Below are 26,124 nucleotides of genomic sequence, written 5' to 3'. Positions count from 1 at the left end.
CTCGCCGGTGAGCCGCTGTGGTCAGACTCGACGGGGTGGCCCTGGCGGTGCGGTCTGCGCGGACGACACGTGCTTGAGCTGCAGCACGGGCCGTTGCAGTGACGCGTCGACGGACGAGTAGAGACTGACCCGGAAGGCCCAGGCACCGCCGTCCGTCTCGGGTTGCTCGCGCTCGCCCCACCCGACGAGTGCCCGCGTGAGCGCCGGGACCGTGTCCTCGTCGTACGTTCCCACGGTCGACTGGACGACCGGCAGGAGCGCCGACACCGGCGGGCTGCCGGGGACGAGGGTGTACTCGTAGCGTGCGCCGATCGCGATCGTCCGGCCCGCCGGGTCGCCATCGAAGACGGTGTCGAACATCGCCGTGAGCGGATTGTGGTCGGGTGGGTCCCAGGGGCCGATGGCGATGGCGCCGGTGAGGTCGATGAACGGCACCACCGGCTCGGCCTGGCCGACCTCCGGGGTCCGGTACACGAAGGCCTGTGCGGTGTCCGGCCAGCCCTCGCCGAGCAGTCGCGCGTTGCGGGTGACCCGGGCGCCGGCCGACGCGCTCTGGTACGACGCGATGTGGACGCGCGGGAGGGTGACCTCGAAGGTGAGCAGCGTGAACGCCTCGACCGCGCGGAGCGGGAAGGCGTAGCACCAGCAGTGGTCGGCGTCGGCGCACCCGCACACCTCCGGCTCGAAGGGCGTGAGCTCGTGGCGTTCACCGGCCGCCGTGACGCACACGATCCGCTCCGGCCGGCCCACCCCGCCCGGGCCGGACTCCACCGTGCGGGTCAGCCGCAGGGTCGTGTACCAGCCGTCCTCGGCGGCGAGGCCGAGCTCGTACTGGTAGACGTCCGGCACCGGTCCGCCTCCGGCCGTCGCCGCGAGCGCCCGCTCGGTGGGGCCGGGCGCGTCGCCTCCCCAGTGCGCGGCCCAGGCGTCCGCTACGGCGGAAGCGAGCGTCCGGTAGGTACCCAGGGCGTTGGCCAGCGCGGTGCGCCGGTCGGCGTCGGCGCGCTCCCAGTCGGGCAGCCCGGCCAGCAGTCCGAGCAGGGGGGCGGAGACCGCCGTGTACCGCGCCAGCGCCGTGAACAGGTCGTCGGTCGGGGCCGCGGCGGGCACGGGGGCCGGCCGGTTGTACGTGACCCGCAGCTCGATGGTGTCCTGCTCGGCCGACTGGTGCTGCACCGAGAAGCGGTACTTCCAGTGGACCGCGTCGGCGAGCCGCGCGGCGGAGGTGGGGACGTCGGCGTGATGGTCCAGCAGGATCGGCATCGGCGGGTAGGCGCGCAGCGGGATCGGCACCCGCGGGGCGCCGAGGGAGAAGTCGAGGGTGGCCGGCGAGCCCGATCTCAGCGGGGTGACGAAGGTCAGCCAGTCGGACCGCTCATAGCCTTCGACCTCCCGCTCGATCCCGAACTCGAGCTCGACGCCCGCGAAGTCGAGGGCCAGGTCGAGCACGGCGTGCGTGGCCACATCGGGGACGGTGATCAGGAAGCTGATCTGCGAGTCGCCGTCGGCGAGCGGGACCTTGCCGTTCGACAGCGTCGCGGTCCGCAGGTGCGCGGGCACGTCGCCGTAGTCGACGACCGGGTTGCCGGACAGCCGCGCGTACGGGCCCGGCCACGGGGACGAGGCGCTGGTGTCGTACTGGACCACGGCCGAGGTCGCGTAGCCGCGGGTCAACGAGACGAGCAGCTCCTGCCGCAGTCTCTCGACGGCCGCCGCCCGCTCGGGGTCGGCGTCGGCGGGTGCCTGCCCGGCCAGGATGTGGTCCAGGCCCTCCGCGATGGCTCCGGCGAGCGTCTTCTTGACGCCGATGACCGCGTCGAGCACGTCCCGGCCCAGCGCGTACACCCCTTGAATGTAGGCGGCCGACAGCAGCAGCTCGACGTCCGCGAGGAAGGTCCTGGCCCACACCTCCAGGTCGATGCCCTGGTAGTCGGCGATCTGATCACCCGTCAACAGCCCGGTCAGGACGTCGAAACCGGGCGTGGTCACGCGCCGGCGCGCCATGAGCGTGGTGCTCAGCGGGCGCAGGGCGAAGGTACGCGGTTGCCGGGTGCCGGCGATCTCGCACGGGGGCTGGATGCTGACGCTCTCGATGCCGTCGGCGGCGAAGACGACCGCCCAGACGTCGGTGTCGGACGTACGGCCCGGCGCCGTGGCCAGCCGCAGGACCGGCACCGCCCGCTGGACCTGTTCGGCGAACGCCGCCAGGGTGAGCGCGCCGTCCTGGGAGGGGTCGGCACCCCGGGCGGTGGGGACGGCGGTCCGGTCGCGGGTGGCGGTCGCGGCGAGCGCCGGGTCGACCAGCGCGGGATCGCGGGAGAGTTCCAGGACCACGGTGACGGGGAAGACGGGCTCGGGGAACGACCACTGCACACCGTCCGGCGTCGACTCCCCCAACCGGCCGGTGAGCAGGGCGGTGGCCGGCGGGACGACGACGCGCGCACCGGCCCGCAGGAACGCGGCGTCGGCGTTGGCCGCGACGACGGCGTCGATGGCGGTCACCACGCCGCGCCGGCGGAACCGCTCGACTACGGCGGTGAGGGTGTCGCAAGCCGCGGTCGTCTCGGTAGGCACAGTGCGGCCGTCCGCGCCGGGCTGGCGCCCCCGCAGCACCTGCCCGGGCAGCAGCAGCTCCGGCGTGCCGGCGTTCGCGGCGAGCAGCGCGACCGCGGTGACGCCGAACGGCCGGGCGGCCTTCTGCGGCGTCACGCCGACCACTGCGGGCAGCCCGGCGAGCACGCCGGGCGGGCAGACCAGCAGCGCCCCGGTCGCGAGCACGCCGGTCCGGTCGCCGATGGCGGCGGCGAGCGCCGCGAGGTCGACCGGCGGGCCGAACAGCGCGCAGGCCTCGGTGAACGAGGCGGGTGCGGTCGTCGTCACCGTCTCGTCCTCGACCGTGATGGTGACGCCGGACGCGATGGTGCCCGGCATCCCGGCGTTGACCCCGACCAGGTCGGCCCCGGGGAAGTGGGCGGCGATGCCGTGGAGCGAGTCACCCTCGCGGACGGTGTACGGCACCCGCAGGGCGTCCGGGTCGGCGGGCCACGCCCACATCCCGGGCACGGCCGGCGGCGACGCGGCCAGGACCTCGACCGCACCGTTGTGCCGCAGCAGCGCTCCGGGTGTGGTGCCGTTGACGGCGGCGAAGTGCCCGAGCGTGTCGCCCGCCGGCACGGGCGTCGGCGTCGTGGTGAGGAACACCGGGGTGCCCGGGGTGAAGAGGTCGGCTGTCATGGTGTTCAGCGGCGCGAGTTGTTCGGGTGTCAGGCCCGCCCGGTTGTCGCGCAGGGTGTCGCCGCTCTCGACCAGGCAGCCGGCGACCGCGAGCGACGCGCCCGCGCGGAACATGCCCGGCTCGTCCGCGTTGAGCGACACCACCTGCGTCGCGTCGAACGGGACACCGAGCCCCTGGAACGCCGACGCGACGCCCGCCAGCGTCGCTTCACTGGCCGGCCCGTCGGGCGCGACCTGCACCGTGACCCCGTTGCAGTCGAAGACGAACCCCGGGGTGAGCAGCCCCGACCGGTCCTGATTGGCCGTCACGAGCACCCTGAGGGAGCAGCGCAGCGCCGCCGCGAGCTCCTCGGCCGGCGGCGAGTCGGGCGGCACGAGCGCGTCGCGCGGCGGGGTGACGAGCTCGACGGCCGGGTTCAGCGGCAGGACGGTGTTGTCCTCGTCGAGCAGCACCCGCTCGGGGTCGAGTGAGGGGTCGACGGCGTGGCAGAGCCCGGCGACCGTGTCGCCGTTACGGAACGCGGCGCCCACCGGAACGGCGAGTTCGTCGGCGTCCAGCATGCCGCTGACGGCCGTGTCCGCGTTCGCGCCGCCCAGCTCGTCGTAGCCGACCCCGTACGTGGTGCAGACGGCGTCGAGGGTCGCGGCCTCCGTGGCCGGTGCGGAGCCGATCGCCGCGAGCGAGCCGAGCAGCGCGTGCGCGCCGAGCACGTACCGGCGCAGCGCGTCCACGTCGACGGCGAGCGGGGTCGGGTCCGAGCCGGACGGTTGCTGGAGCGAGGTGAGCAGCGCGGCCCCGACGTCGGGTCGGCCGAGCTGGTAGTGAACCGGCACCAGGCGGTTCCGGTCGCGCTCCGCCGCGGCGGCGGCCGACCCGCCGGCCTCGGCCGCGCCCGGCTGGTAGGCGACGGTCTGGAAGTCGACGGCGACGGTCAGGTCCGCCAGGCCGCCGGCCGGCTCGACGCCGTACCGCAGGGTGGTCGACGGCCACCCGCCGACGCCGATGACCGGGTCGGTGTAGCGGACGGGCACGGCGGTCTGCTCCGGGGTGCCCGACCGGTTGCCGAACACGTCCTGGAACCAGACCGACACCTGGGTCCGGGCGCCTTCGGCGATGCCGGCGTAAGGGTCGGCGTCGGGGGGTGGGGCGGTGGGGACGGCCTCGGCGTGCTGCGGGGCGAACCGGTTGATGTCGATGGTCCGGGTAGGGTCCCAGACCTCCTCGGCGGCCTCGCTCGGCACCAGGAGCCCGAGTTCGTCCGTGCCGTCCGCCGGCTTCGGTGACACCGCCCGGCCCTCGACGCTGCCGCGGAACCATTGCGTCCGGTCGAGCTGGAAGCCGAGCAGCCCGTACAGGCGGCGCAGCCGGCCCTGCGGCGTGTCGTCGGCCAGCGGGTTGGCGAACCGCGCGGTGAAGCCGACCTGGCCGGGGTCGACCGAGGCGACCGGCCGTAGCTCGGGCGGGTCCACCGCGCGGGCGGCGAGCGCGACCGAGGCCGGGTCCACGCCGTCGCCGACCACGGCGAGGTTGGTGAACGCGTACAGGTGCCGGTCCGGGGCCTCGCCACACTGCGACGAGAGCTGGGCCAGCAGCGACAGCCGGGCGAGCCCGTCCTGGTCGAAGATCGAGTCGGGCACCTCGCCGCGGTACTGCATCCAGTAGCCGCCACCGCCCACGACGCTGCACTCCCACAGCAGCGTGAGGAACCGCTCGCAGTCGGCGATCGCCGCGAAGTGCCGCACCGCTGTGGCGTCCTGGGCCGCCGGGCCGCTGCGCGTCTCGGTGGACAGGTTGGTCTGGACGATGAAGGTCCGGTCGGCGTCGAGCGGTGTCGAGGTCAGGCCCGGGGTGAGGCCGGGGGACGGCGGCAGCTGCCAGAGCAGGGTGAGCAGGAGGCTCTCGCCGGGCGGCGCCGGTGGGAAGGCGCCGGTCGCCGGCTTCCCGGAGATGCTCCTCAGGTACTCCAGGATCTGTGCGATCCGCTGCCGGTCGGCGGTGTCCGCGCCGACTACCTCGACCGTCCCCGCGAGGCCCGGGATGCGGCGGACGTCGAAGGAGACCAGCGTCGCCCACGCGTAGGAGCCGAGCTCCGTGTAGCGGGCGTCCGCGCCGGTCTGCGGCGTCGTCTGCTCCAGCAGGAACTCCGAGCTGCTGCGGTCGGTGCCTGCGCGCGCCATCAGGTCGCGCGGCAGCGGCCAGAGCGAGGGCGGGCCCGTGGGGGCGGCGGGCAGCCGGACGGTCGTGGTCGTCCGCCACGGGATCACCTGCGTGACCGCGTGGCGCGTGCCGGTCCCGTGCGACAGCGGCAGGGCCGCGAGCGGGCTCTCGACGACCGGCGCCAGCCCGGTCGCGGGGTAGTTGTCCCGCAGGTCGGCGGCGGTGATCGAGATGACCGCGTTGCCGTCCTCGGCGGCACCGAGCCGGATCACGCCGTCGTGGACGACCGGCTCGGCGAAGGTCAGCCAGTCGGCGGGCACGGCCTTGTCGACGGTGATGGTCACGACCGGGTCCTCGGACCCGGCCGTCGGCGGCGGTCCGGTGACCTGCTGGCCGATCAGTTCGTAGCCGCCGGTCATCGGGCCGGTGGCGTGGTACACGCCCTCGACCGGGACCGGCGCGGGCAGGCGCAGTCCGCCCAGCATGAACCGCGCGACCTGGCCGCTCACGGTCGCCATCGCCGGGCCCGCGTGCAGCGCGGCGACGAGCTCGTCCAGCCCCATCGCGGGCACGTCGGGCACGGTGAGCCCTGGTCCGGTGGCCAGCACGCCCGCGTCGAAGGCCATCCGCCCGGCGAGGTCCTCGATCCCGAGCCCGTACTTCTGGGCCAGCGTCAGCAGGGTGAGGCCGTCGGTCGTCGTGCCGACCGCGCCCGGCACCTCGACGGTCACCAGCGGGACGAGTGCGTCCGCCGCGGCGGCGTAGGTGTCGAACCGCGCCTCGGGGAGCAGCAGCCGGTCCTGGAGCGAGCGGAGCGTGTCGTTCGGCAGGATCACGGCCGCGGCGTCGGCCGGCAGGTGAACGCCGTCCGGGTCCACCGGCTCGTTCGCCGCGCGGACCGCGTCGAGCCAGTCGGCGAACGGCGTGCCGGGCACGACGTTCTGGATCAGCGCGACGTACGCGGCGACGTCGAGGACGGTGTCGCCCGGCAGGGTGGTCCAGGTGAGGGTCTCGGCGCTCTGGTAGCCGTCGGGCACCTTGAGGGTCGGGGGCAGCGGCTGCCCCGGGTTGTCGTTGAGCCGGTCGATCGCCTGCTGGTACCAGTCGGCGAGCGGCACCTCGGTCGGCAGCGTCAGCCCGAGCCGCACGTGGAACGCCGCCGCGGTGTCGTCGACGGACAGCCCGGCGTGCACGAAGCCGGGCAGCGGCACGGTCGCGCCGGCGCGCAGCAGCGGGGTGGTGTCGCGCAGGTGGTTCAGCAGCGCGGTCGGGTCGGCCTGGTAGGCGTCGGCCAGCCGGCCGAGCGACTGGCCCGAGCCGAGCTGCACCGGCAGCGTCCCCAGGGTGACCGGGGCGTCCGCGACGACGGGCCAGTCGGGGTTCGCGACGGCGATCGACTGCGGCGTGACGCCGAGCGTGACCGTGAGCGTGTCGCCGGCCCGCGCGGCGCTCAGCCGGTCCGGCAGGCCGGGGTTCAGCGCCGGCAGCTCGGCCGCCGAGACGCCGAGGGACGCGGCGAGGTGGTCCACGCTGTCCCGGGGGGCGACCTCGTACGGCGTGGTGGCCGTCCCGAAGCCCGCCGCGATGGAGTGCAGCGAGTCCGTCTCCGTCACCTCGTGGGGGAACGCGGTCAGCAGGCTCACGGCGGCCTGCGCGGTGGCGCGGGCGACCATGCGCAGGTAGTCGCGCAGCACGAACGTCGCCATGGACTCGCTGGGCTCGGCCGCCACGGCGAGGGAGGAGGGGCGCTCGCCCGGCGGGGCCGGGTCCAGCTCGGCGAAGTACGCGATCGCCTCGGCCTCGTAGGTGGCGTCGATCTGCCGGTAGGTCGCGAAGTCGCGGTCCTCGTCCGCCGGGTCCGGCAGACCGGTCGAGGTCCACTTCAGCACCGGGATCATCGGGAAGGGGGTTCCCGAGACGTCCTCCGGTGTGTCGTCTGCCGTGGTGCCGCTGATCACGAGGTGGAGGTTGGCGGCCAGGAACCCCTGGATGTTGGCCCAGGTGAAGCCCGCATTCTCGGCCTCGGCCAGAGCCAACTGTTCGACCAGCTCTAGCAGTTCGTCGAGCGTGACGGTCGACGAGGTGACGCCGAGCGCGTCCACCGACCAGCGCAGCAGGCCGTCGGCGAGGCGGTTGAACGACGTGTCGGCGGGGGTGTCCGCGCGCGGGTTACGCGACACGTCGGGCCGCTCGCTCTCGGCGATGGTGACCGCGTCCACCGGGACGGCGTTGTCGGCGATCAGCATGACGACGAGGCGGTAGTCGGGCTCGTCGTTCGGCGGCGCCGCCCGGCCGGTCCAGTCGACCGGGACGTTCGCGATGGCGTAGGCGGGGACGAGCGCGAGGTGCGCGGTCTTCGGCCGGCCGTCGGGGAAGACGTGCGCGTCCGGGTCGAAGTGCAGCCGGTACGACGGCTGTTCGGCCTCCGCGACCGCCGCGCGCGCCCTCGGGGCCGTGACGCCGCGGCGGGCGACGCCGGGGGCGATCCGCCACGGCGGCGTACTGTCGGAGCCGATCGTGAACGAGGTCTCCAGCGTCAGCGAGAACGAGAACGAGACCTTGACGAACAGGATCTTCACGCTGGCGCTGGCCCGCACCGAGAGGTTCAGCGCCACGACGGTCGCCCGGTGCGCGGCCAGCTCGACGGTCGCCATCGCGGAGATCTGCAGGTTGACGTCGACCCGGACGACCTTGAAGTCGACCGTTGCGTTCAGCCGGCCGACGATACCGACCGTGCCCCGGCACGCGTAGTAGAGCTCGGTGCTCCTGCCGCCCTCGTCCGGGTGGAACCAGGCCAGCACGCCCTCGAAGACCACCACGAGATTGACGGACATCTCGGCCTTGAGCGGGCCGCGTTGGAAGGTCCGTCCGACGCCGATGGACAGGCCGACACCGAGTTCGAGGACGGGGCTGAACGTCCCGTCGGTGAGGCGCGGAACGCGGCTGGAGGTGGCGCCGTTCAGCACGCCGAAGTAGATCCCGCCCCGGCCGTTGAAGATGCCGGCCTCGATCGCGAACGAGTCGGTGAAGTCGCGGCCTGCCGGGAACCCGAGGTCGATCCGGAAGTTGCCGTTGGTGTAGATGTCGACGGTGATCACGCCGAGCGTCACGGACACCGCGCCGAAGTCCAACTTCCGGTAGGCGTCGGGGATCTGCAGCCGTGCGTGGAAGACACCGATGTCGTCAGTGACCTTCTTGTACAGCAGCTCGACGTTCAGCCCGGCGAGCGAGCCCGCCTGCGACCCGCCCAGCGCCAGCAGGAGGCCGTAGAGGTCCGGGTCGTGCATCACCAGCTTGACCGCGACCGTGCCCATGAACGTCGCGTCGATCCCGAACAGCCACTGGCTGGACGCGTCGAACACCATCGTCGCCGGGTCGAGCGGTGGCTTGCCGGCGGCAGGATCGACCGGGCGCATCGACGCGACCATCGCGTCGACGACCTCGGCGATGCCGGTGTACCCGGTGATCCTCCTCGGCGAGACGTGCTGGCCGAGTCCCAGGTACCGCAGCGAGAACAACTTCTCGCCCAGGCCCGCCGGTTGGGGAGGCGCTTGGGTGACCGGATCCCACGTCAGCGGCTTGGCCGCGGTGTCCCCGAGCAGCTGGGCGTCGAGCACGATGTTCACCGCCGGGCTTCCGGTCGAACGGTCGTAACTCAGGCCGACGGAGCGAATCTTGACGAACCCGAGGTCCAGTTTCAGGTCGTGCTTGACGGCGACCGTCTGCTTGGTCGGGTCGACGGACAGCTCCAGGCCGGTGAGGTCGATGCTGTCGAGGAACGACCAGGGCGGGTCGAGCCGGAACGTCGCGTTCGGGTTCACCAGCGAGACGAGGTCGGTGATCAGCTCGCCGAGCATGCCGGTGAGACGGACGGTGAGGATCTGGTGCCGGTCGGTCCCCTCGCCGGTCCAGGACGTCGCCGCGCTCAGGGAGACGCCCCGGTAGGCGATGGTGAAGGTGTAGTCCTTGCCCGCGTCGGTGACCGACACCGAGGCGGTGACCTCGAACTTGTTGATCGCGAAGGTCCCGGACAGGCTGCCGGTGGTCACCGTGAGCGCGTCCGCCTGCGCGGTGTCGCGCAGCGCGTTCGCGAGGTGCTCGTCGGCGGGCGCGGTGCGCAGGCGCCGCTCGATGGCGGCGGTCAGGAGCAGCCGGAGCTCCATGCCGATCAGCGTCTGGGGGACCGTCACCTGCAGCGCGCCGGAGGCGGAGTACGGGTTGCCGTCCGCGGTGCTGAACCGGGCGCTGAGGCCGGCGAGTTCGATGGCGAGCCCGTTCACCCAGTCCGGCGGTTCCTGGCCCATCAGGCCGTAGACGAGGCGCGGCAAGTCGACGGCGCCGCTCATGATCGCGCCGAACTCCCATCCGCCGGTGCCCGGGTACTGCGCCTGCGCGAGCAGCTCGATCGGGGCGGAGTCCGGGACGGCGATCTCGCCCTTTCCGATCAGCAGACCGGAGACGCGGCTCTGCGACACCTGCACCTGAAGCTGCAGCCCGGTCAGTGCGAGGGTGACCAGCCCGGCCCGGATGGGCCAGTCGCCGCTCACGGTCAGGCCGGCCGCGAACTCCTTCTGCAGGAGCGAGGCGTCGATGGTCAGCGACTCGCAGGTCAGGTCGGCGCCGATGGACGGGCCGTCGCCGCCGAAGAACGCCCGGAACGCCTCGGAGATCGGCAGGGCGAACGGCGCCTCGGCGAAGGCCGAGAACCCGAGGTCGGGCAGTGACAGCCGGACCGTCACGACGATGTCCTCGACGCCGGTGCGCGGCAGCAGCCCGCGCTCCACCCGTTCGGTGAACGGTGCCTGCGAACCGAGCGAGGCACCGGTCTTCTGGCCGAATCGCATGGTCCCGAAGACCACGCCGGTGGTGAGCGTCCGGCCGTCCGAGCCGAACCCGAACGTCCAACTGGTGCCGACCTGATCAAGGGTCAGGTAGGGCACGGGAGGATCCCAGGGCTCGTTCGAGACGATTCCGACCTGGGCGTACGACAGACCGGGTCCACCGAGGCCGACCGGCACGATGCCGAATCCGACGTCCTGGAGGTGGAACCGGTCGATCGCCGCGATCCCACGTGGCAGCGTGAAGCTGTTCTCCGTGCCGCCGGTCATCGCGATCAGCGCCTGGATCCCGTGGGCGAGCCCGAGCGGGGGATCCAGCGCGACGACCAGCGGCCAGACGTTGTCGCCGATCAGCAGAGGCCCGCTGACGGTGGCCCTCTCCCCCGGGTCGGTCGGTAGCGTCGCCTCGGCGAACAGCAGGACGGCCGAGCGGCGTGCGCCCGCTTCGGGCAGCGGATACGGGTCGGGGTAGTCGGTGGTCAGCATCAGGCCGACCGCCGAGACCTCCAGCTCGGAGATCTCCAGCCGCACACCCGGCGCGATGGCGCGGAGCTCGATGACCGGCGGCGCGCCGGCCGGGAACGCGACGGGCCCCTCGGCGTAGAGACGGTCTCCGAGGAAGTCCGCGTACGTGGCGAGGATGTCGCTGCCGGACACCTTGGGGCTGCCGAGCAGCAGCAGCGTGCCGGACAGCCGCGGCCGTGAGTCGGCCGGCGCGTTGGTGGCCGTGACGGCGGGCTGGTCGAGGATGAGCGGGCCGATGACACTGGGCCCGAGGACGAGCCCGCCGTCCGGGCGCCGGCTGTCCGGCAGCGTGCCGAACGCGGTCCGGAACGTCCACGGCTCGGCCGGCGCCGTGCCACCGAGCTCCAGCGCCAGGGCCGCCCGGTCGGTGCCGGCCTGGGGCGTGCCGGTGAGCCGTATCGTCCAAGGGGTGTTGAGGTAGGTCGTGGTGGCGGTGAGCAGTGCGCTCTGCGGTCCTAGGGCCGCGGTGCCGTCGCGGACCTCAAGGCTGCTGACGCCGAGCGAGTCCAGCAGGTCGGCGAGCCCGGGTGGCAGCGCGTCACGCGTGAGGATGCGCTTCGCCACGGCGGCCTGGAACGCGCGATGGATCTCTTCGACTGACACGGGGGCCTCCTACGGCTCGGGGGCCTGGACGACGGCCTCGTCCACCCCGTGCGTCCCGAACGTCCCGCGGGGGGTGACCGCCGCCGCCTCCTCGGTCGGATCCGGGCGCAGCTTGAACCTGTACTCGACATTGCCGTAGTCGTCCGGTTGTCCGAGCGCCTGAACGGTGCTTCGGATCCCGTCTGCCGTCGTCTTGGTCACCCATCCGGAAGGATCGTTCTGACTGCCACCCAGCTCGGTCAGGACGTAGCACACGTAGGTGTGCGGAGTGACCTTCTGCAGGTTGTCGCCGGCGAACAGCTCGATGACCTGCGCAGTCGGATGGCGGCGTGAGTTCAACGGACCGGCGCTCACCCCGATGTTCCGCGGGTTCATGGCTTTTGCGAACCAGGTGATGAGCTCCCAGCCGGGCTCGTCCGTCGCGAGCGGGCTCCACAGGTGATTCCTCACCGCGGTGTCGAGCTCGTCGCCCTGCGGAAGCACGAGTGCGAAGACCGGCGACAGGAGATTCTTCAGGTCATTGATCCCTTTGACCTCGCCGATGATCTCGTACGTCAGTTCACCCGGCAGTACGACGGAGAACCTCTTGTTGTCCACGACCAGTACGGTCGACTCCAGGGTTGATGCCAGGATCATGAAGTAGGTGCCATTGTGCTCGGTGATCCATGTGGGCCGGCCCGACGTGCCGTGGGTGTAGCTGTTCAGCTTGTTGGCGGAGAATCCGAGGTTCTCCCGCTTGAACTTGAGACGCGTGAGGAATTTCCGGACGGAATCCGGGGTGGAACTCCTGGCCCCGGCGACGAAGGCGTACAACCCTCCCGCGCCGATCTCCTCCAGGCGACCGCCGAGGTCGCCGAGCAGGCTGGTGTGGGACTCGGCCAGGCTCGTGAGGACGACGAGGTTGAGGAGCTTGCCGCGCCTGGCGCCGACCTTGCGCGTGATGTAGTCCAGCGCCCCTTGCGCGTGGCCGCGGTCACCCCCGCAGTTGACCAGCCCGAGGAAGTCGGCCTCCTCCTTCTCGACCCCGTCGTTGTAGATCTCGACCAGCGTGGTCATGCCCTGGCCGCACCAGAGCAGCTTCACCACCGTCAGCGGGTTCTGGCTCTCCAGCGGCGACTCCTCCATGGTCACACCCGCCCGCCGGATCGCAGCGCCGCCCGCACCGGCGGTGGCGGCGGGCGCTTCGGGTCGGCGGCCGACGCGTACGCGAGGTACCAGCCGACCTTCGACGCGCCGCCCTGGTCGGGGTTGCCGAAGAGAGTCACGTCGTTGTGCCCGGGCGGGAACGTCAGGCCGAGCAGCCGCAGCGCGAAGTCGCGCAACCGGAGCGTGTACGTCCGCAGTTGGTCCTCCTGCTGGTCGACGAGGAACTCGACCGACCGGAAGCCCACGGTCACCACGCCCTGCAGTGGCAGGTTGGCCCCGAGCAGTCCCTTCGCGCCGGGCAGCCGCACGCCCAGGTAGATCCCCGGACCGGTGTCGCCCGCGCCCGGGCTCCACGCGACCAGCACCTGGAGGGCCAGCGCCTTGCTCCCGGCGAGCGCGCCGAGCGAGCCGAGGTCGACGGTGTAGTCCAGCCCGTACCAGGGCCGGGCGAGTGCCGACTGGTCGAGCGGCGCGGTGACCGAGACGTAGCCCATGTCGTCGGGCGTCTGCGGCGGTGGCGGCGTACCCGTGGCGAGCTCCGGATCGGGCGTGGCGACGAGCCCGTTCAGCCGGATCGGGAAGCGGGCGACCAGCGACTCGGCGCGCGGTCTGCTGTTCGCCGCGTCGAACGACAGGTTGCCGTCCTTCAGCGTGAACCGGGTCGTCCCGGCCGGATCGCCGAGGTCGAACGACATGGCGATCGCCAGGCCGCCGAAGCGGAGGTAGCCGTCCTCCCCGGCCGCGTCCGCGCCCCAGCAGAACGGGTCGAACCTCTCCGGCTCGTGGAACCTCAGGTTGCCCGCCAGTCGGAAGACGGCGTCGACGGTCACCCTGCCGGACGCCGGGTCCGCCGCCTTCGCCGTGACGAGCTGGGCCGACAGCAACTCGACGCTCCGGAGCACCGGGCCGTCCAGCCGAAAGGTGTTCTGCTCGGCCGTCGAGAACACGTACGTGTCGTGCGTCGTGCCGTCGGGAAGCCGTTGGCGCTGGAGCGCGCCGTCGAGGATGATGTTGTTCCCGTGGGTGGTCGGCATCAACTGCGTGGCGGAGCCGAACAGGCGGTTGACGAGCAGCTCGACCCTGCTGGTGAACGTCGTGACGGCGGAGTTGCGCACGCCGACCGTCAACTCCAGGACACGGAAGGCGAAGTGGATGTTCTCGCTGAAGTACTGGTCCTCGGGGTTCCGGTAGTCGATCAGCCCGAACATCGCCGAGCGTTCGAAGACCAACTGCCCGTCCGTGAGCCGGAACGGCGTGAGCGACAGCCCGAAGTGGTGCGCGGCGAACCCCGCCGGGTCGATCCCGGCCGCCAGCACCTGGAGCTCGTCCGGGAGTTGATCGAGCGGGACATCCGCCGAAAGGGCGAGCACCCCGGTCCAGTCCGGGTCCTGGACGACCTGGAGGAACGACGCGTAGGGCGACCCGGACGGCGCGTTGCACGCCGCGTCGATGACGGCGCGGATCGCCGCCTGGGCGTCGGCCGGCCGGCCGGTGCGGGAGGCGGCGGAGGGCCACGCCCAGGTCGACACGTCCTCCACCAGGTCGACGATCCTGCGGCCCAGGGCGAACTTGACGATGAGGTAGGTCGACTCGCGCCAGCTGTCCGGGGAGAGCCGGAACGGCCACCCGCCGGCCACCGGGGTGAGCAGGCCGCCGTACCGGAGGAAGACCCGCTGCTCCGCCTCGGTGATCCCGGCAGCTGCGTCGACCAGCGCGGCGACGAACGCGGTTCGGGTGTCGTACACGGTGTCGTGCATCGCCTCGCGCACCGCGTCGAGGACGCCCTCCGGCACGCCGCCGTGCTCCACGGGGATGGTGGCGATGACGTCGAGCGTCGCCGTGGAGAGCTCGTACGCGACCGAGCCGAAGCGGTTGAACTCCTCGGGGTCGCCGAGGACGAGGAAGAGGTTGTTGGTCTGCATGGCCTGCCGGAACGGCCCGGTGACCGTGGTGAACCGCAGGTCGGGCTTGGCCGCCGCGCCGCCGTCGTGGCCGATGCCGAGCCAGCTCCAGGTGAGGTCGGACGCCAGCCCGACGGCCAGCCCCTGCGGCGTCACAGCCACGGTCGGCTCGGCGTCCGCCGCCGGCTCGCCGCCCTCGCCGGGCAGCAGCACCGCGCGGCGGGTCGGTGCGACGGCCAGCTGCTCGACCGATACCGCGTCGGGGACGGCGTCCTCGGCGAGCCCGTGGAACGGCGCCATCGGGAAGGGGGTCCCGGTCGCGGTCGCCGCCGGGACCTCCCGGAAGTCCAGCAGGTCGACGCCGCCGGCCGCTGCCGAGGAGCCGGCCGTGTACAGCGGCGCGTCCTCCGGCTGGCTGTAGTACGTGACGGCGGCGGCGCCTACGGCCGGCTCGACCGACACCCAGGACGTCGTCCCGTGCGACGTGAGCGAGTCGGCGCCGGCCCGGTGCGGGCCGAGCGGCGCGTAGGCCGGCTGCCCGGGCAGGAACACCAGCGTGCAGCCCCCGGCGGGCAGGCCGAGGTACTCCAGACCGGACATGCCGCAGATGACCCGAGCCCCCGAAGTCGCGACCTCGACGGCGAACGGCCCGTCCGGGACGAGGTAGTAGCCGGCGTTCGCCTTCTCGTCGGAGAGGTACGGTGCGACGCCGAACACCAGCCGGGCCGGGCTCGCCGTGCTCACTCCGGCGGCGAGCGGACGCAGGTCGACACCATGGCCGAGCACCGTGGCGTACCCGGACGGCAGGGCCGGTGGATCGCCCTCGCCCGTCGTGCACGCGAAGAAGCCCAGCGAGGTGCGCTCACCGTCCAGCGGCCGCAGCGGATCGATCTGCGCGTGGAACTCCAGTCCGGTGTCCTCCGGTTGGCGCACGGCGGCGAACCGGACGGTCTTGACGACACCCGCTTCCCTGGGCGTGAAGAAGCGCAGCCCGGCGCCGAGCCCGGCGAACGCGTCCCCGCCGCCGGCCGGCGCGTCCACGACGAACCGCAGCGCACCGGTGTGTCCCGCCTCCATGCACAGCAGCGTGGTCGTACGCCGCGCGGGGAACCGGGCGGCCGGCGAGTACAGCGTGGCGGCGGACCAGTCGGCCCCGTCGGCGACGGCGAAGCCCCAGCCCGCCTCCGTCTCCGCCGGATCGATCACGCCGCCTTCGGCCAACGTGACCTGGTAGTCGGCCAGTTGGAAGGTCGCCCCGTCCGACACCCAGGCCCCGGACCGGCCCGTACTGCCGGTCAGCGCGGTCGTCGCCCACGTGGTCGGCGGTGCCGCCGGGTCGGCGACCCAGAGGAAGCGCGGCGGCCCCTGAGGCGCGTAGTAGCCGAGCCACGTCCGCAGCGCCGTCAGGAACCCCGTCGGGTCCGCGGCCGGCGCGCCGACGAAGACGTACGCACCACGGCCGTCCTCCCATGTCCGGGTCAGCGTCGGCCGGTTGCCGAGCGCTCCCGGGTCGGAGGCGAGGAACGCCGCCACGCGGTCCGTCGGATCCGCCCAGTAGAGCGCTGTGTCTCCGGCGCGGGTGAACGTGGGCTCCGTCATCAGCCGAGGCCCGTTGCGAGAGCGAGGCGGTCACCGTGCAGGAGCGGCAACCCGAGCGCGGCCGGGTCACGCGGCTCCCAACCCGGGACGACCGGCCAGTCCCCGGCCGGCCCGTCGGCGAGCGCCGCCGTCGTACGGGGCCGGTGCATCGTCACACCGCTCAGCGGCACGGGGACGGCCGACGGCCGACGGCCCTGGCTCGCGAGCACGTTGCCGAGCGTCGTCCCCAGCGGCACCAGCCGGGGTGCGCCGTTCACACTGATCCGCACCATCGCGCGGACCACCGCGCGACCGCGCAGGTAGGCCGCGGCGACGCCACCGCCGGGCGGGTCCTGCCGACGGACGTTCTCGGTGGCCGCGTCCAGCGCACCGGGCGTCGCGGCAGCCAGCAGGACGGCGTTCTGCTGGGGCCACAGCGACCCCGGCGTGGTCGTCGGCAGCAGCGTCCTCGGGTAGACCAGGCGCGCGTACGGCAGCCGTAGCGCCTTCGCGAACAGGTCGAACACTCCTCCGCTGCCGTACAGTTGGCCTTTCTCGGGACTGGACGGGTTCGGCACGTCGACGCCGTTGCGCCGCGTGAGCTCGGCGAGGAACGCGTCCAGGCTGTTGGTCCAGGTGCCCGAGTTGTCGTAGGACGCCACCTCGTAGTCGGCGACGCCGGTCGTGACGAACCCGGACAGCGAGTCGCCCTGGGCACCCCCCGCGATCTGGTAGCCCTCGTACTCGACGCGCATCACGATGCCGGGGCGCAGGTCGAAGTAGCCGCGGTCGAAGCGCAGCCCGTAGGCGAAGTACAGCGTTTCGTCGAACGTCTGGGGCATCGACCGCGACACCGCCTCGGTGAGCACCCCGACCCCGTACGGGGTGATGCCGAGCGGCTGCAGCCGGGCGAGCAGCTCGGCCCACCGCGCGAACACGTCGGGGCGGTCGGTGAAGCTCCACACCGGGCTGGTCGCCGGGATCAGCAACGTGTACGCGTACGGCCCGGAGTCCGCCGGCGTCAGGACGAAGCCGAGCGGCAGCTCGACGGCGTCGGGCTGCCCGGTCACGAACAGCTCCGGCAGTCCGAGGGTGATGTCGGTCGCCGTCAGCACCGGGCCCAGCTGCGGCGCGACGTACGAACGGCCGACGAACAGCGCCTCGGTGAACACCGGGACGGGCTCCGACGGTGCCCCGACCGCCGGACCGGCGAGCCCCTGGACGACGACCGTGGTGGCGGTGGACTCGATCTCCACCGGCCAGCTGCCGGAGGTCGCCGTGGTGTCACCGAGCTCGGTGACGGTCCCGTCGACGACCGTGCCGACCCGGTACCCGTCGACCAGCGGCGAGGGCAGCGCGTCCCAGGACACGCGCAGGTCGGCGCCGTCGTAGGCCACGGTGACGCCGGTCGGTGCGACGGTGAGCAGCGCGGCGGCGTTGCCGGGCGGGCCGACGGCGATGCCGGCCAGTCCCCGCAGGGCGATCACGGCGGTGTTGGGGATGCCGTCCGGAAGGGTCAGGACGATCGGATCGTCGGTGGCCGGCTCGACGCCGAGCTCGACCTCGGTGCCGTCCCAGCGCACCACGGGCTGCACGCCGGTCAGCGACGGCGACTCCGGTGGCGTCCACGTGAGGGCCACCGTCCGGTCGGTGCCGACGGCCACGCCGGTGAGCCGTGGACCGGCCGTGACCAGGTCGAGGGAGGTCACCGGTCCCCTCGCCACGCCGGCGACCTGGGCGACCGTGGCCAGGTCGGAGGTGAGCGGCAGGTCGGCGGTCTGCCCCCGCACCAGGAGCGCGGTGTCGCCGACGGCGGCGCGGAACGTCCCGTCCGGCGGCCCCCACCAGGCAAGGGCGACCCGGCCGCCGTCGGCGCGGGCGAGGGTGAGCTCGGCCGGCTCGGTGGGCACCGGGACCGGCACGGACCACGGCCCGGTCGCCACGCCGTCGACCCCGCGCACGGCGACGGCGACGACGTCGGCGTCGTCCGGCACGGCGAACACGGCGATGCCGTCCGAGCCCACCTGCCGAGGCGTGCCCGGGAGCCCGTCGGCGTACAGCACCGCCTCGATCGGCACCCCTTCGGGCAGCTCGCCGGCCATCGCGGCCACGACGACGTCCTCGTCGCAGACCACCGACGCGACCATCGGCGTGGCCGGCACGACCGGGGCCGTCACCGCCGGGCCGGCCGCACGCCCGACCCGCCCGCGGACCGACACCGCGTACGCCGCGCCGCACGGCAGCGGCTGCGGGACGGCGATCGACAGCGTCGGCGCGGGCCTGACGGTCTCCCGGCGGACCGGCACCTCGTCACGGAACAGGACGGCGTCGTACGCGGTGGGCGCGAAGTCCGGCGGCTCCACGTCGATCGAGACCGTCGCGCCGTCCGACGTCACGCTCGTGACGCCCGGCGGCGTGAGCCGGATCCGCACCGGTGCCGACGGCGGCCCCGAGCCGGCCTTGTCGACGGCCTGGACGACGACGCGGTACGCGCCCTGGTCGGCGATGCCGGGCTCCAGCTCGGTCGTCGTCGCGGGCGCGTGGACCTCGGCAGCCGGAAAGAACACGCCGTCGTCGTTCAGCACGCTGATCCAGTAGGCGTCCGCGGAGGGAACGGCGGTCCAGGCCACCGAGAGCAGATCGGCGTCGAACTCGACGGCGAGCAGCTCGGGCCGCCCGGTCGGCACCGCGAAGCCGGGCCCGTTCGGCCCGATGGACACCACGTGCTCGCCTGTTCGGACGCGGGCAAGCGTGGCCGCCACGGTCGAGCCCGCCGGCGGTGGCTGCTCCAGGACGAACGATCCGCCGGCGACCGGGGCTTCCAGCGGCGACGCGGTCCCGTTGACCACGAGCCGGACCAGGAAGTCGTCGGTGTCCGCGGCTTTCCAGGACAGCGTCAGGGCGCCGCTCACCGGGTCCGTCTCGGCCCGCTCGACCGTGCAGGTGTCGGTGACGATCGTGACTTCGGGAGAGAGCGTCGGCCCCGAAGCGAGGACGTACATCGCGATTCGGGCCCGGTAGACCTCGCCAGGCGCCGTGTAGAGCGGCAGTGAGGCATCGGTCGCCGCCCCGGCCCACGCCTCTGCGACCGTGCGGCCGTCGTTCGACACCTGCACCACGTACGTCACCCCGGCGTTCGGCTTCCCGGGCCCGCTCCAGGAGACGGCCAGAACACCGCTGTCGTATCGCAGCCACCCGATCACCGGGTCCAGTGCGCCGCTTGGTCCACCCATGAACCGCCTCCAGGTGCCGACGAGTGAGCCGACGCCGGCGCCACGTACCCGCCGGCGGTCGAGCGCGACCAGGAGTCCCGACCCGCAGAGCGCTCTCGTCGGCATCATTCGAGGTCCGGCCCGACGGCCGTTCTAGCAGCAAGACGCGCCGAACCATCTCGACGGCATGCCGTGCCCCGCAAATGGCCGTACAGTCCGCCCGACCGGAGCAGCGGCGAGAGCGAGGAGTGGCATCCGACAGCCCCTTGCTCTCGGACACACGGCAGACCTGGAACCCCCAGGTCTGCCGGGACTCTCCCGGCCCCCGGCGCCCACGCGCCCCACGCGCCTGGTCTACTTCGTCCGGGGCGGGAGGCGGAGGGTGAAGCGGGCGCCGCCGCTCGGGCTGGTGCCGACGTCGAGGGTGCCGCCGTGGGCTTGGGCGACCCAGGAGGCGATGGACAGCCCGAGGCCGGTGGAGCCGGAGCCGCTGTGGAAGCGCTGGAAGAGGGAGCCGGCCAGATCCGGGGGGATGCCGGGGCCGGCGTCGTCGATGGTCACCGTTCCGTCGGCGGCCACGGTGACGTCGACTTCTGCGGGCAGGCCCGGGGCATGGCCGTGGAGGAGCGCGTTGCCGAGCAGGTTGGCCACCGCCCGCCCGAGCAGGTCGGGATCGGCGACCACGACGACCGGTTCGGTGTGGACGGTCACGCGGTGCCCGCCGGTTTCGGTGTCGTCGGCGACCACCTCGACGAGCTGGTCCAGGCGTAGCGGCTGGCTGGCCAGGGTGCCGACACCGGCCATCAGCCGGGCCCGGGTGAGCAGGCCGTCGATCAGGTCGCCCATCCGGGACGCCAGGCGCACGGTCCGTTCGAGCGCGGCGGTGCGGTGCTCGTCGTCGCGCAACGCGGTCTCCGCGAGGCCGCGTAGCGACGCGGTGGGTGTGCGCAGGTCGTGGGCCGCGTCGGCGAGGAACTCCTCCTGTTGCTGCAGCGCCGTCAGCGCCGGCCGGATCGCCCGCCCGGAGAGCAGGTGCCCGGCCACGGCGGACAGGGCGACCAGAACCGCGCAGCCGGCCACCAGGAGCAGCACCAGCTTGCGGTGCGCAGCCCGGTCATCGGTGGTGTCGTCGGCTGCGACCACTGCGCCGGCCGTCGACTGGCCATCGGCTCCCGCGTACGGCTCGGCGAGTAGCCGGATCCGGTGGCCGTTGTCGCCGCGCGCGTCGGCCACGACGGCCGATCCCTCTCGCATTGCTTCCGCGGCCGCCGCTTCCAGGTCCTCGGGGCGGACCCGGACGCAAGGCTTGCGCGGGGTGTAGGCAACGGTGGGCTGGTCGGCCGTACCGGTCACCACGGTCACCGGCGGGCAGTCGGTCTCCATCCCGTCCTGCAGGTACTGCGCGTCGAACCGGCCGTCGTCGTCGAAGCTCAGGAGCAGGATCGCCTGGCTGGTCTGCAGGGTGAGCGCGTCGTCGAGCCGGTCGCTCCAGGATTTTTCGTCGGTCCGGATGGCGAACGCCGCCAGCCCGATCAGTCCGATCGCGCTGGTGAGAGCGAACAGTGCGGTGAGTCGCCAGCGCAGCCGCCGGATCCGGGCCGCGGCCGTCATCCTCGGCTGCTGTCGCCGGTGCCGGGCGGTGCCAACCGGTAGCCCACCCCGCGGACCGTGTGGATCAGCGGCGGGTCGCCGAGCTTGCGGCGCAGCTGGGAGACCAGCACCTCGACGACGTTGGAGTTCGGCTCGGTCATCTCGTCCCAGCACTTCTCGATCAGGTCGGCGCGGGGTACGGCCTGGTCCGCCCGGGCCGCGAGCAGCTCCAGTACGGCGAACTCCTTGCGGGTCAGCATCAGCAGCACGCCGTCCCGGTGCACCTGGCGGCGGGCAGTGTCGATCTCCAGGTCGGCGAACCGCTGCACCGGGGGCCGGACGGTGGCCGCCCGTCGGCACAGGCTGTGCACCCGGGCCGCCAGCTCGGGCACCGCGAACGGCTTGACCAGGTAGTCGTCGCCGCCGACGGCGAACCCCTCCACCCGGTCGGCGACCGTGTCCCGGGCGGTGAGGAACAGTACCGGGACGGTCCGCCCGGCACGGCGCAGCTCGCGCACGTACTCGACGGCATCCCCGGAGGGCAGCATCCGGTCGAACACCGCGCAGTCGTACTCGGTGACGAACAGCGCCTCGTCGGCGGCCGGCAGATCGGCCACCTCGTCGACGGCCAGCCCCTCGCTGCGCAGTGCCGCGGCCACGGCAAACCGCAGGTCATCGTCGTCTTCGGCCACCAGTACTCGCACGGCGGACAGGATAGCCCGACGTGTGGCCCGGGCCGCCTCATCAAATCCTCAGCTTCGCCCGGCAATCATCTGTGAGGTCACAGCGGAGCGAACCGGCAGGAGCCGAGCAGCGCGGCCGTTCGCCCGGGAGATACGTGGGCGGACCGGCACGCGGCGCCGTGAGACACCCCCCGGGCGCGATCCCCCACGCGCCCGGGGGACCGCCACCGGCCCGGCGGATGGGGCCCTCGGCCCAGCCGCCCCGGTCCGCCGAGGTGGTGCCGGTGCCGCTGACCATCGCGGACGCCGTGCGCAAAAACCCTGCCAAGCCACTCTGGAGCACTCCCATGAAGCACCCGACGAGCAAGCGTGCCGGCCTGATCCTGGCCCTGGCCGCACTCGGCGTGACAGCACTCGCCGGATGCATCCCGGCGTACGGGGACGAAGCTGCGGAGGGCGCCGACACGGCGCCGACCGATTCCGCCCAGCAGAGCGCTCTGCAGACCTTCTACCGGCAGAAGCCGACCTGGACCACGTGCGGCGAGCTGCAGTGCGCCACCTTGACCGTCCCGATGGACTACGCGCACCCGGAGACCGGCCAGACCTTCACCCTGCCGCTGGCCAAGGCCGCCACGGCGGACCCCGCCCATCGCATCGGCACCCTGGTCTTCAACCCCGGCGGACCGGGCGAATCCGGGGTCGAGCAGCTGAAGTCCGGCGGCCTCTCCTCCTTCAGCGAACGGGCGCGCGCCCGCTTCGACATCGTCAGCTTCGACCCGCGGGGCGTGGCCGGCAGCAAGCCGGCCATCGACTGCGGCTCCTCCGACTCCGCCGACCAGGACCAGCCCGAATCCGACGCCGCCTCGACGAGTGCGTATCCGAAGACCGCTGCCGAACGCAGCGCCGCGCTCGCGGACGCCGAGAAGCAGGTCGCCTCCTGCAAGGCCCGCAGCGGAGCCATCCTGCCGCACGTCGGGACACTGGACGCGGCCCGCGACATGGACGTGCTGCGCGCGGCCCTCGGCGACGAGAAGCTCAGCTACCTCGGCTGGTCCTACGGCACCTACCTCGGCACCGTGTACGGCGAACTGTTCCCGCACCGGGTCCGCGCGCTCGTCCTCGACGGCGCCGTCGACCCTTCACTCGACTGGTCCGAGGCCGCCCTCCAGCAGGGCAAAGCCTTCCGGAGGTCGGTGGACGACTACGCTCAGCAGTGCGCCACCGTGGTCCACGACGCCTGCCCTGCCACCACCCCGGACGGCATCCACAAGGTGATCACCGACCTGCACCGGCGGACGGCCAAGCACCCGCTGCGTATCAAGGGCACCACCGAGCGGCTCGACCAGAACATGCTGCTCACCGCCCTCACCAAGTCGATGTACTCACCCGAGTCCCAGTGGCAGGACCTGTCCGAGGCGCTGCGCGCCGCGCGGGGCGGCGACGGGACGAAACTCGCCGAGATCGCCGGCCCCGGCATATCCGGCCAGACCGACAGCACCGGCTCCGACCCGGGCAGCTCCGGTGAGCGGGCCCCCGACAACTCCGCCGTCGCCATCACCGCCGTCAACTGCCTCGACCAGCCGCACCCGCGGGAGCCGCAGCCCTACTGGGACCTGCTGGAGCGCGCCGACCAGGAGGCCGGGGCCTTCGGCACCTCCGCCGTGCTCGCCGAACTCACCTGCAAGGACTGGCCGGCCGGACAGCAGCAGCCGCACCGTGTGAACGCCGAGGGCCTGCCCCCGGTCCTTGTCGTCGGCACCACCGGCGACCCGGCCACGCCCTACCAGTGGTCGCAGGGCCTCGCGGCCCAACTGCCCGGCGGCATGCTGCTCACCTTCAAGGGGCCCGGCCACACCGCCTACGGCCGCAGCAATGCCTGCGTCACCAATGCCGTGGACGCCTACCTCATCGACCTGAAGCCGGTTCCGAACGGGACGACCTGCTGAACGGCCGGGACTCCCTCGCGCCGCCCCGCCCCCGCCCACAGCTCGCACCCTGGAGACCTTCCACATGCCCATCGACATGTCCCTGGACTCCTTGCCCGCGTCGCCCGCGTCAACGCTCTTCCAGCCGCTGCAGCCCGACGACCCGGGTGAGGTGGGCGGCTACCGGCTGCACGCCCGGCTCGGAGCGGGCGGCATGGGGCGGGTCTACCTGTCCTACACACCCGGCGGCCGGCCGGTGGCCCTCAAGACGGTCCGGCCGGAGTTCGCGCAGGACACGGAGTTCCGGTGGCGCTTCGCGCAGGAGGTCACCAACGCCCGGCGGATCCATGGGCTGTACACCGCCCAGGTGATCGACTCCGGCGCGGACGCCGACGTGCCCTGGCTGGCCACCGCGTACGTTCCGGGCCCGTCGCTGCACCAGGTGGTCCGGGAACACGGCGCGCTACCGGTGCGCACGGTCCTGCTGCTGATGGGCGGGATCGCGGAGGCACTGCAGGCGATCCACGGCGCCGCGGTGGTGCACCGGGACCTCAAGCCCGCCAACGTGCTGATCGCGGCCGACGGTCCGCGCGTGATCGACTTCGGTATCGCCCGCGCGGCCGACGCCGTCGCGCTGACCGGCACCGGCTTCCGGATCGGTTCGCCCGCCTTCATGGCGCCCGAGCAGGCCCTGGGCCGGCCGGCCACGCCCGCGACGGACGTCTTCGCGCTGGGCTCGCTGGCGGCGTACACCGCCGGCGGCACCCAGCCGTTCGGCGAGGGACCGGAAACCGCAGTGCTCTACCGGGTGGTGAACGAGCAGCCGGACCTCGGCCGCGTCCCGAGCGAGCTGCACGCGCTGCTGCTGCGCTGCCTGGCCAAGCACCCCGAAGACCGGCCCACACCCGCCGAGATCATCGAGGCCGCGCGCAACCACCCCGCCGTGGGCGGCGTGCTGCGCTTCGCCGACGATTGGCTGCCCACCCAGGTCAGCACCGACATCACCCGCCGCTCCGACCTGCCGCAGGACGTACCGCAGGACCGGCCCGGCGTGTTCTCCCCCGATCTCGTTGCCGTCCAGGCCCCGCCCGGCTCCTACGGCACTGCGCAGCCCCCGCCCGAGGTGCCGACCGCGCTGCTTCCGCCCCCACTGCCGACCGTCGTCGCTCCCGCGGTACCCGCGGTGGGCAGGCCCCGTCGCAAGGGCATGACCCGGAAGACGGCGCTGCTGCTGACGGCACTGGTGGTGGCTGTCGGCGGCACGGTCGGCGGCGTGGTCCTGTCCGACAAGCTGGACCGGATCCTCGCGGCAATGGGATCGGCCGACGACAGCCCGACGGCCGGTGACACCGGCCCGGACACACCGGCACCGGCGGCCGCCGGCCCGACACCCACCAACCCGGCCACGTACACCGCGGCATACACCGGCACAGACCTGACCGCCCCCGACGACTCCTACGACTTCGACATCGAGACCGGCAAGCTGGTCCCCGCGGAGTCCACCCAGTGGTCCGTAGGGCACAACGCCAATGAGTTCCTGATCCCGACGGGAAGCGACGCCGCCATCACCCCCAGCGGCCGGCCCACCCCGACCGAGTGCTCGGCGGCCATCGACCGGCAGCCGGCGACGGCTCTCGACTTCGGCGACCTGCCCGCCGGACGAGCCTTCTGCCTACGCGCGCGAAGCACCCACGACATCGCGATCGTGCGGGTCATTTCCGTGACCGCCAACGGCCCGGTGAAGGTCTCGATGGACCATTTCCGCAGCGACAGCTGACCGTTGGCCCAGCGCCGCGACAGCCGGGGCCGGACGCCGCCCCGGTCAGCTGTCTCCGGTGCGGGGGTGCGGCACGGGGAGCGCGCTGTCGGATGAGTCCGGCCCGACACCGGGGAGGTCCGTCCAGCGCCAGCCGTTCTGGGTGGCAGGTCGTCGCGGCCGGCCTTCGTTCTCGTTCACTGCAGGATGTTGATCGCGCGAGCGATCACCAGGGCGGCGACGATGAGGGAGGCCGCGGCCTCCACCATCATCAGCAGCTTGGCCCATGTCTTGATCGCGGAGACGTCGGTGGGACTGAACGCGGTGGCGGTCCAGAAGGCCAGCACCAGGTAGTCGGCGAAGCTCGGCACCCAGTCGGCCGGCGCATAGGCCGTGTGCTGCATCTCGGGGAACACGAACGCCGGGCTCGGCTGGAGCCGGTGGGCACGAGCGGCGGCACCACCGCGGTCCAGGTCCCAGTACCACAGCGCGAAGGCGATCACGTTCGTGGCCCAGGTCACTCCCCCGGTGGCCAGCAGGCCGACGGCGTTGTCGGCGAACAGCTTGCTGTTGGTCAGGATGTCCACCACCAGGCCGACACCCGCGTACAGGTTCGCCGCGGTGATGAAGCCGATCATGACGTCGGTGACCACCCTGAGCCACGGCTTCTGCCGGTCGATCCGCCCCGGGTCGCCGATGATCAGTACCGCCAGCAGCGTGAACATGACCACTGGAACCACCCATGCGGGATCCACCCGGTACGCCGCGGGCAGCGCCACATGGAGCATCGCGGCAGTCGCGATCGCCACCGCCACGGGCCACCAGCGCTCGCCGCGCACGGCAGCGGCCTGATCGAGTGTCACCGGCGGCGAATCGGCCGGCTCAGGGCTTGATGCCATGCCTCATTGTGACGACGCCGGCAGCGTGGACCTCGGGCGGCGCACCAGTGTCCGTCGTTCGTTCCGTTCACCGAGC

The 26,124-nt window shown here is 72.8% G+C and carries 9 protein-coding genes; 2 read left to right on the top strand and 7 right to left on the bottom strand.

Annotation, left to right across the window (positions count from 1 at the left end):
- Positions 1-21: 21 nt before the first annotated feature.
- From ACZ6NC_RS15030 to ACZ6NC_RS15005, 6 genes are all read right to left on the bottom strand, one after another.
- Positions 22-11,358, bottom strand: a complete 11,337-nt coding sequence (locus tag ACZ6NC_RS15030; RefSeq protein ID WP_465732672.1) for a hypothetical protein — start codon at positions 11,356-11,358, stop codon at positions 22-24.
- 9 nt (positions 11,359-11,367) lie between these two features.
- Positions 11,368-12,483: a hypothetical protein gene (locus ACZ6NC_RS15025; protein ID WP_465732671.1), complete on the bottom strand. Its 1,116-nt coding sequence runs from the start codon at positions 12,481-12,483 to the stop codon at positions 11,368-11,370.
- A 2-nt stretch (positions 12,484-12,485) separates the two neighbouring features.
- Positions 12,486-16,004 (bottom strand): hypothetical protein, encoded by a 3,519-nt coding sequence (locus ACZ6NC_RS15020; protein ID WP_465732669.1) that lies wholly within the window; start codon positions 16,002-16,004, stop codon positions 12,486-12,488.
- Positions 16,004-19,216, bottom strand: coding sequence for a hypothetical protein (locus ACZ6NC_RS15015; RefSeq protein WP_465732667.1), 3,213 nt, complete (start codon positions 19,214-19,216; stop codon positions 16,004-16,006). Before ACZ6NC_RS15015 ends, ACZ6NC_RS15020 begins: the two co-directional genes overlap by 1 nt.
- A gap of 333 nt (positions 19,217-19,549) precedes the next feature.
- Positions 19,550-20,806: a sensor histidine kinase gene (locus tag ACZ6NC_RS15010; protein WP_465732665.1), complete on the bottom strand. Its 1,257-nt coding sequence runs from the start codon at positions 20,804-20,806 to the stop codon at positions 19,550-19,552.
- Positions 20,803-21,489 carry a response regulator transcription factor gene (locus ACZ6NC_RS15005; protein ID WP_465732663.1) on the bottom strand — a complete coding sequence of 229 codons (687 nt, stop codon included), beginning with the start codon at positions 21,487-21,489 and terminating at the stop codon, positions 20,803-20,805. Before ACZ6NC_RS15005 ends, ACZ6NC_RS15010 begins: the two co-directional genes overlap by 4 nt.
- Before the next feature lie 326 nt (positions 21,490-21,815).
- Between ACZ6NC_RS15005 and ACZ6NC_RS15000 the strand changes: the two genes are divergently transcribed.
- Together ACZ6NC_RS15000 and ACZ6NC_RS14995 are read left to right on the top strand one after the other, a co-directional pair.
- Positions 21,816-23,414: an alpha/beta hydrolase gene (locus ACZ6NC_RS15000; protein ID WP_465732661.1), complete on the top strand. Its 1,599-nt coding sequence runs from the start codon at positions 21,816-21,818 to the stop codon at positions 23,412-23,414.
- A gap of 64 nt (positions 23,415-23,478) precedes the next feature.
- A complete protein-coding gene (locus ACZ6NC_RS14995) occupies positions 23,479-25,170 on the top strand; it encodes a serine/threonine-protein kinase (RefSeq protein ID WP_465732659.1) in 1,692 nt (563 codons plus the stop codon).
- A 176-nt stretch (positions 25,171-25,346) separates the two neighbouring features.
- On the opposite strand, the gene ACZ6NC_RS14990 is transcribed toward ACZ6NC_RS14995, so the two are convergent.
- Positions 25,347-26,012: a hypothetical protein gene (locus ACZ6NC_RS14990; RefSeq protein ID WP_465732657.1), complete on the bottom strand. Its 666-nt coding sequence runs from the start codon at positions 26,010-26,012 to the stop codon at positions 25,347-25,349.
- Positions 26,013-26,124: the final 112 nt, after the last annotated feature.

This window comes from Kitasatospora sp. NPDC041988, assembly GCF_055588525.1.
The sequence above is the reverse complement of the archived record's forward strand: the minus strand, read 5'-3'. Positions and strand labels throughout refer to the sequence as shown.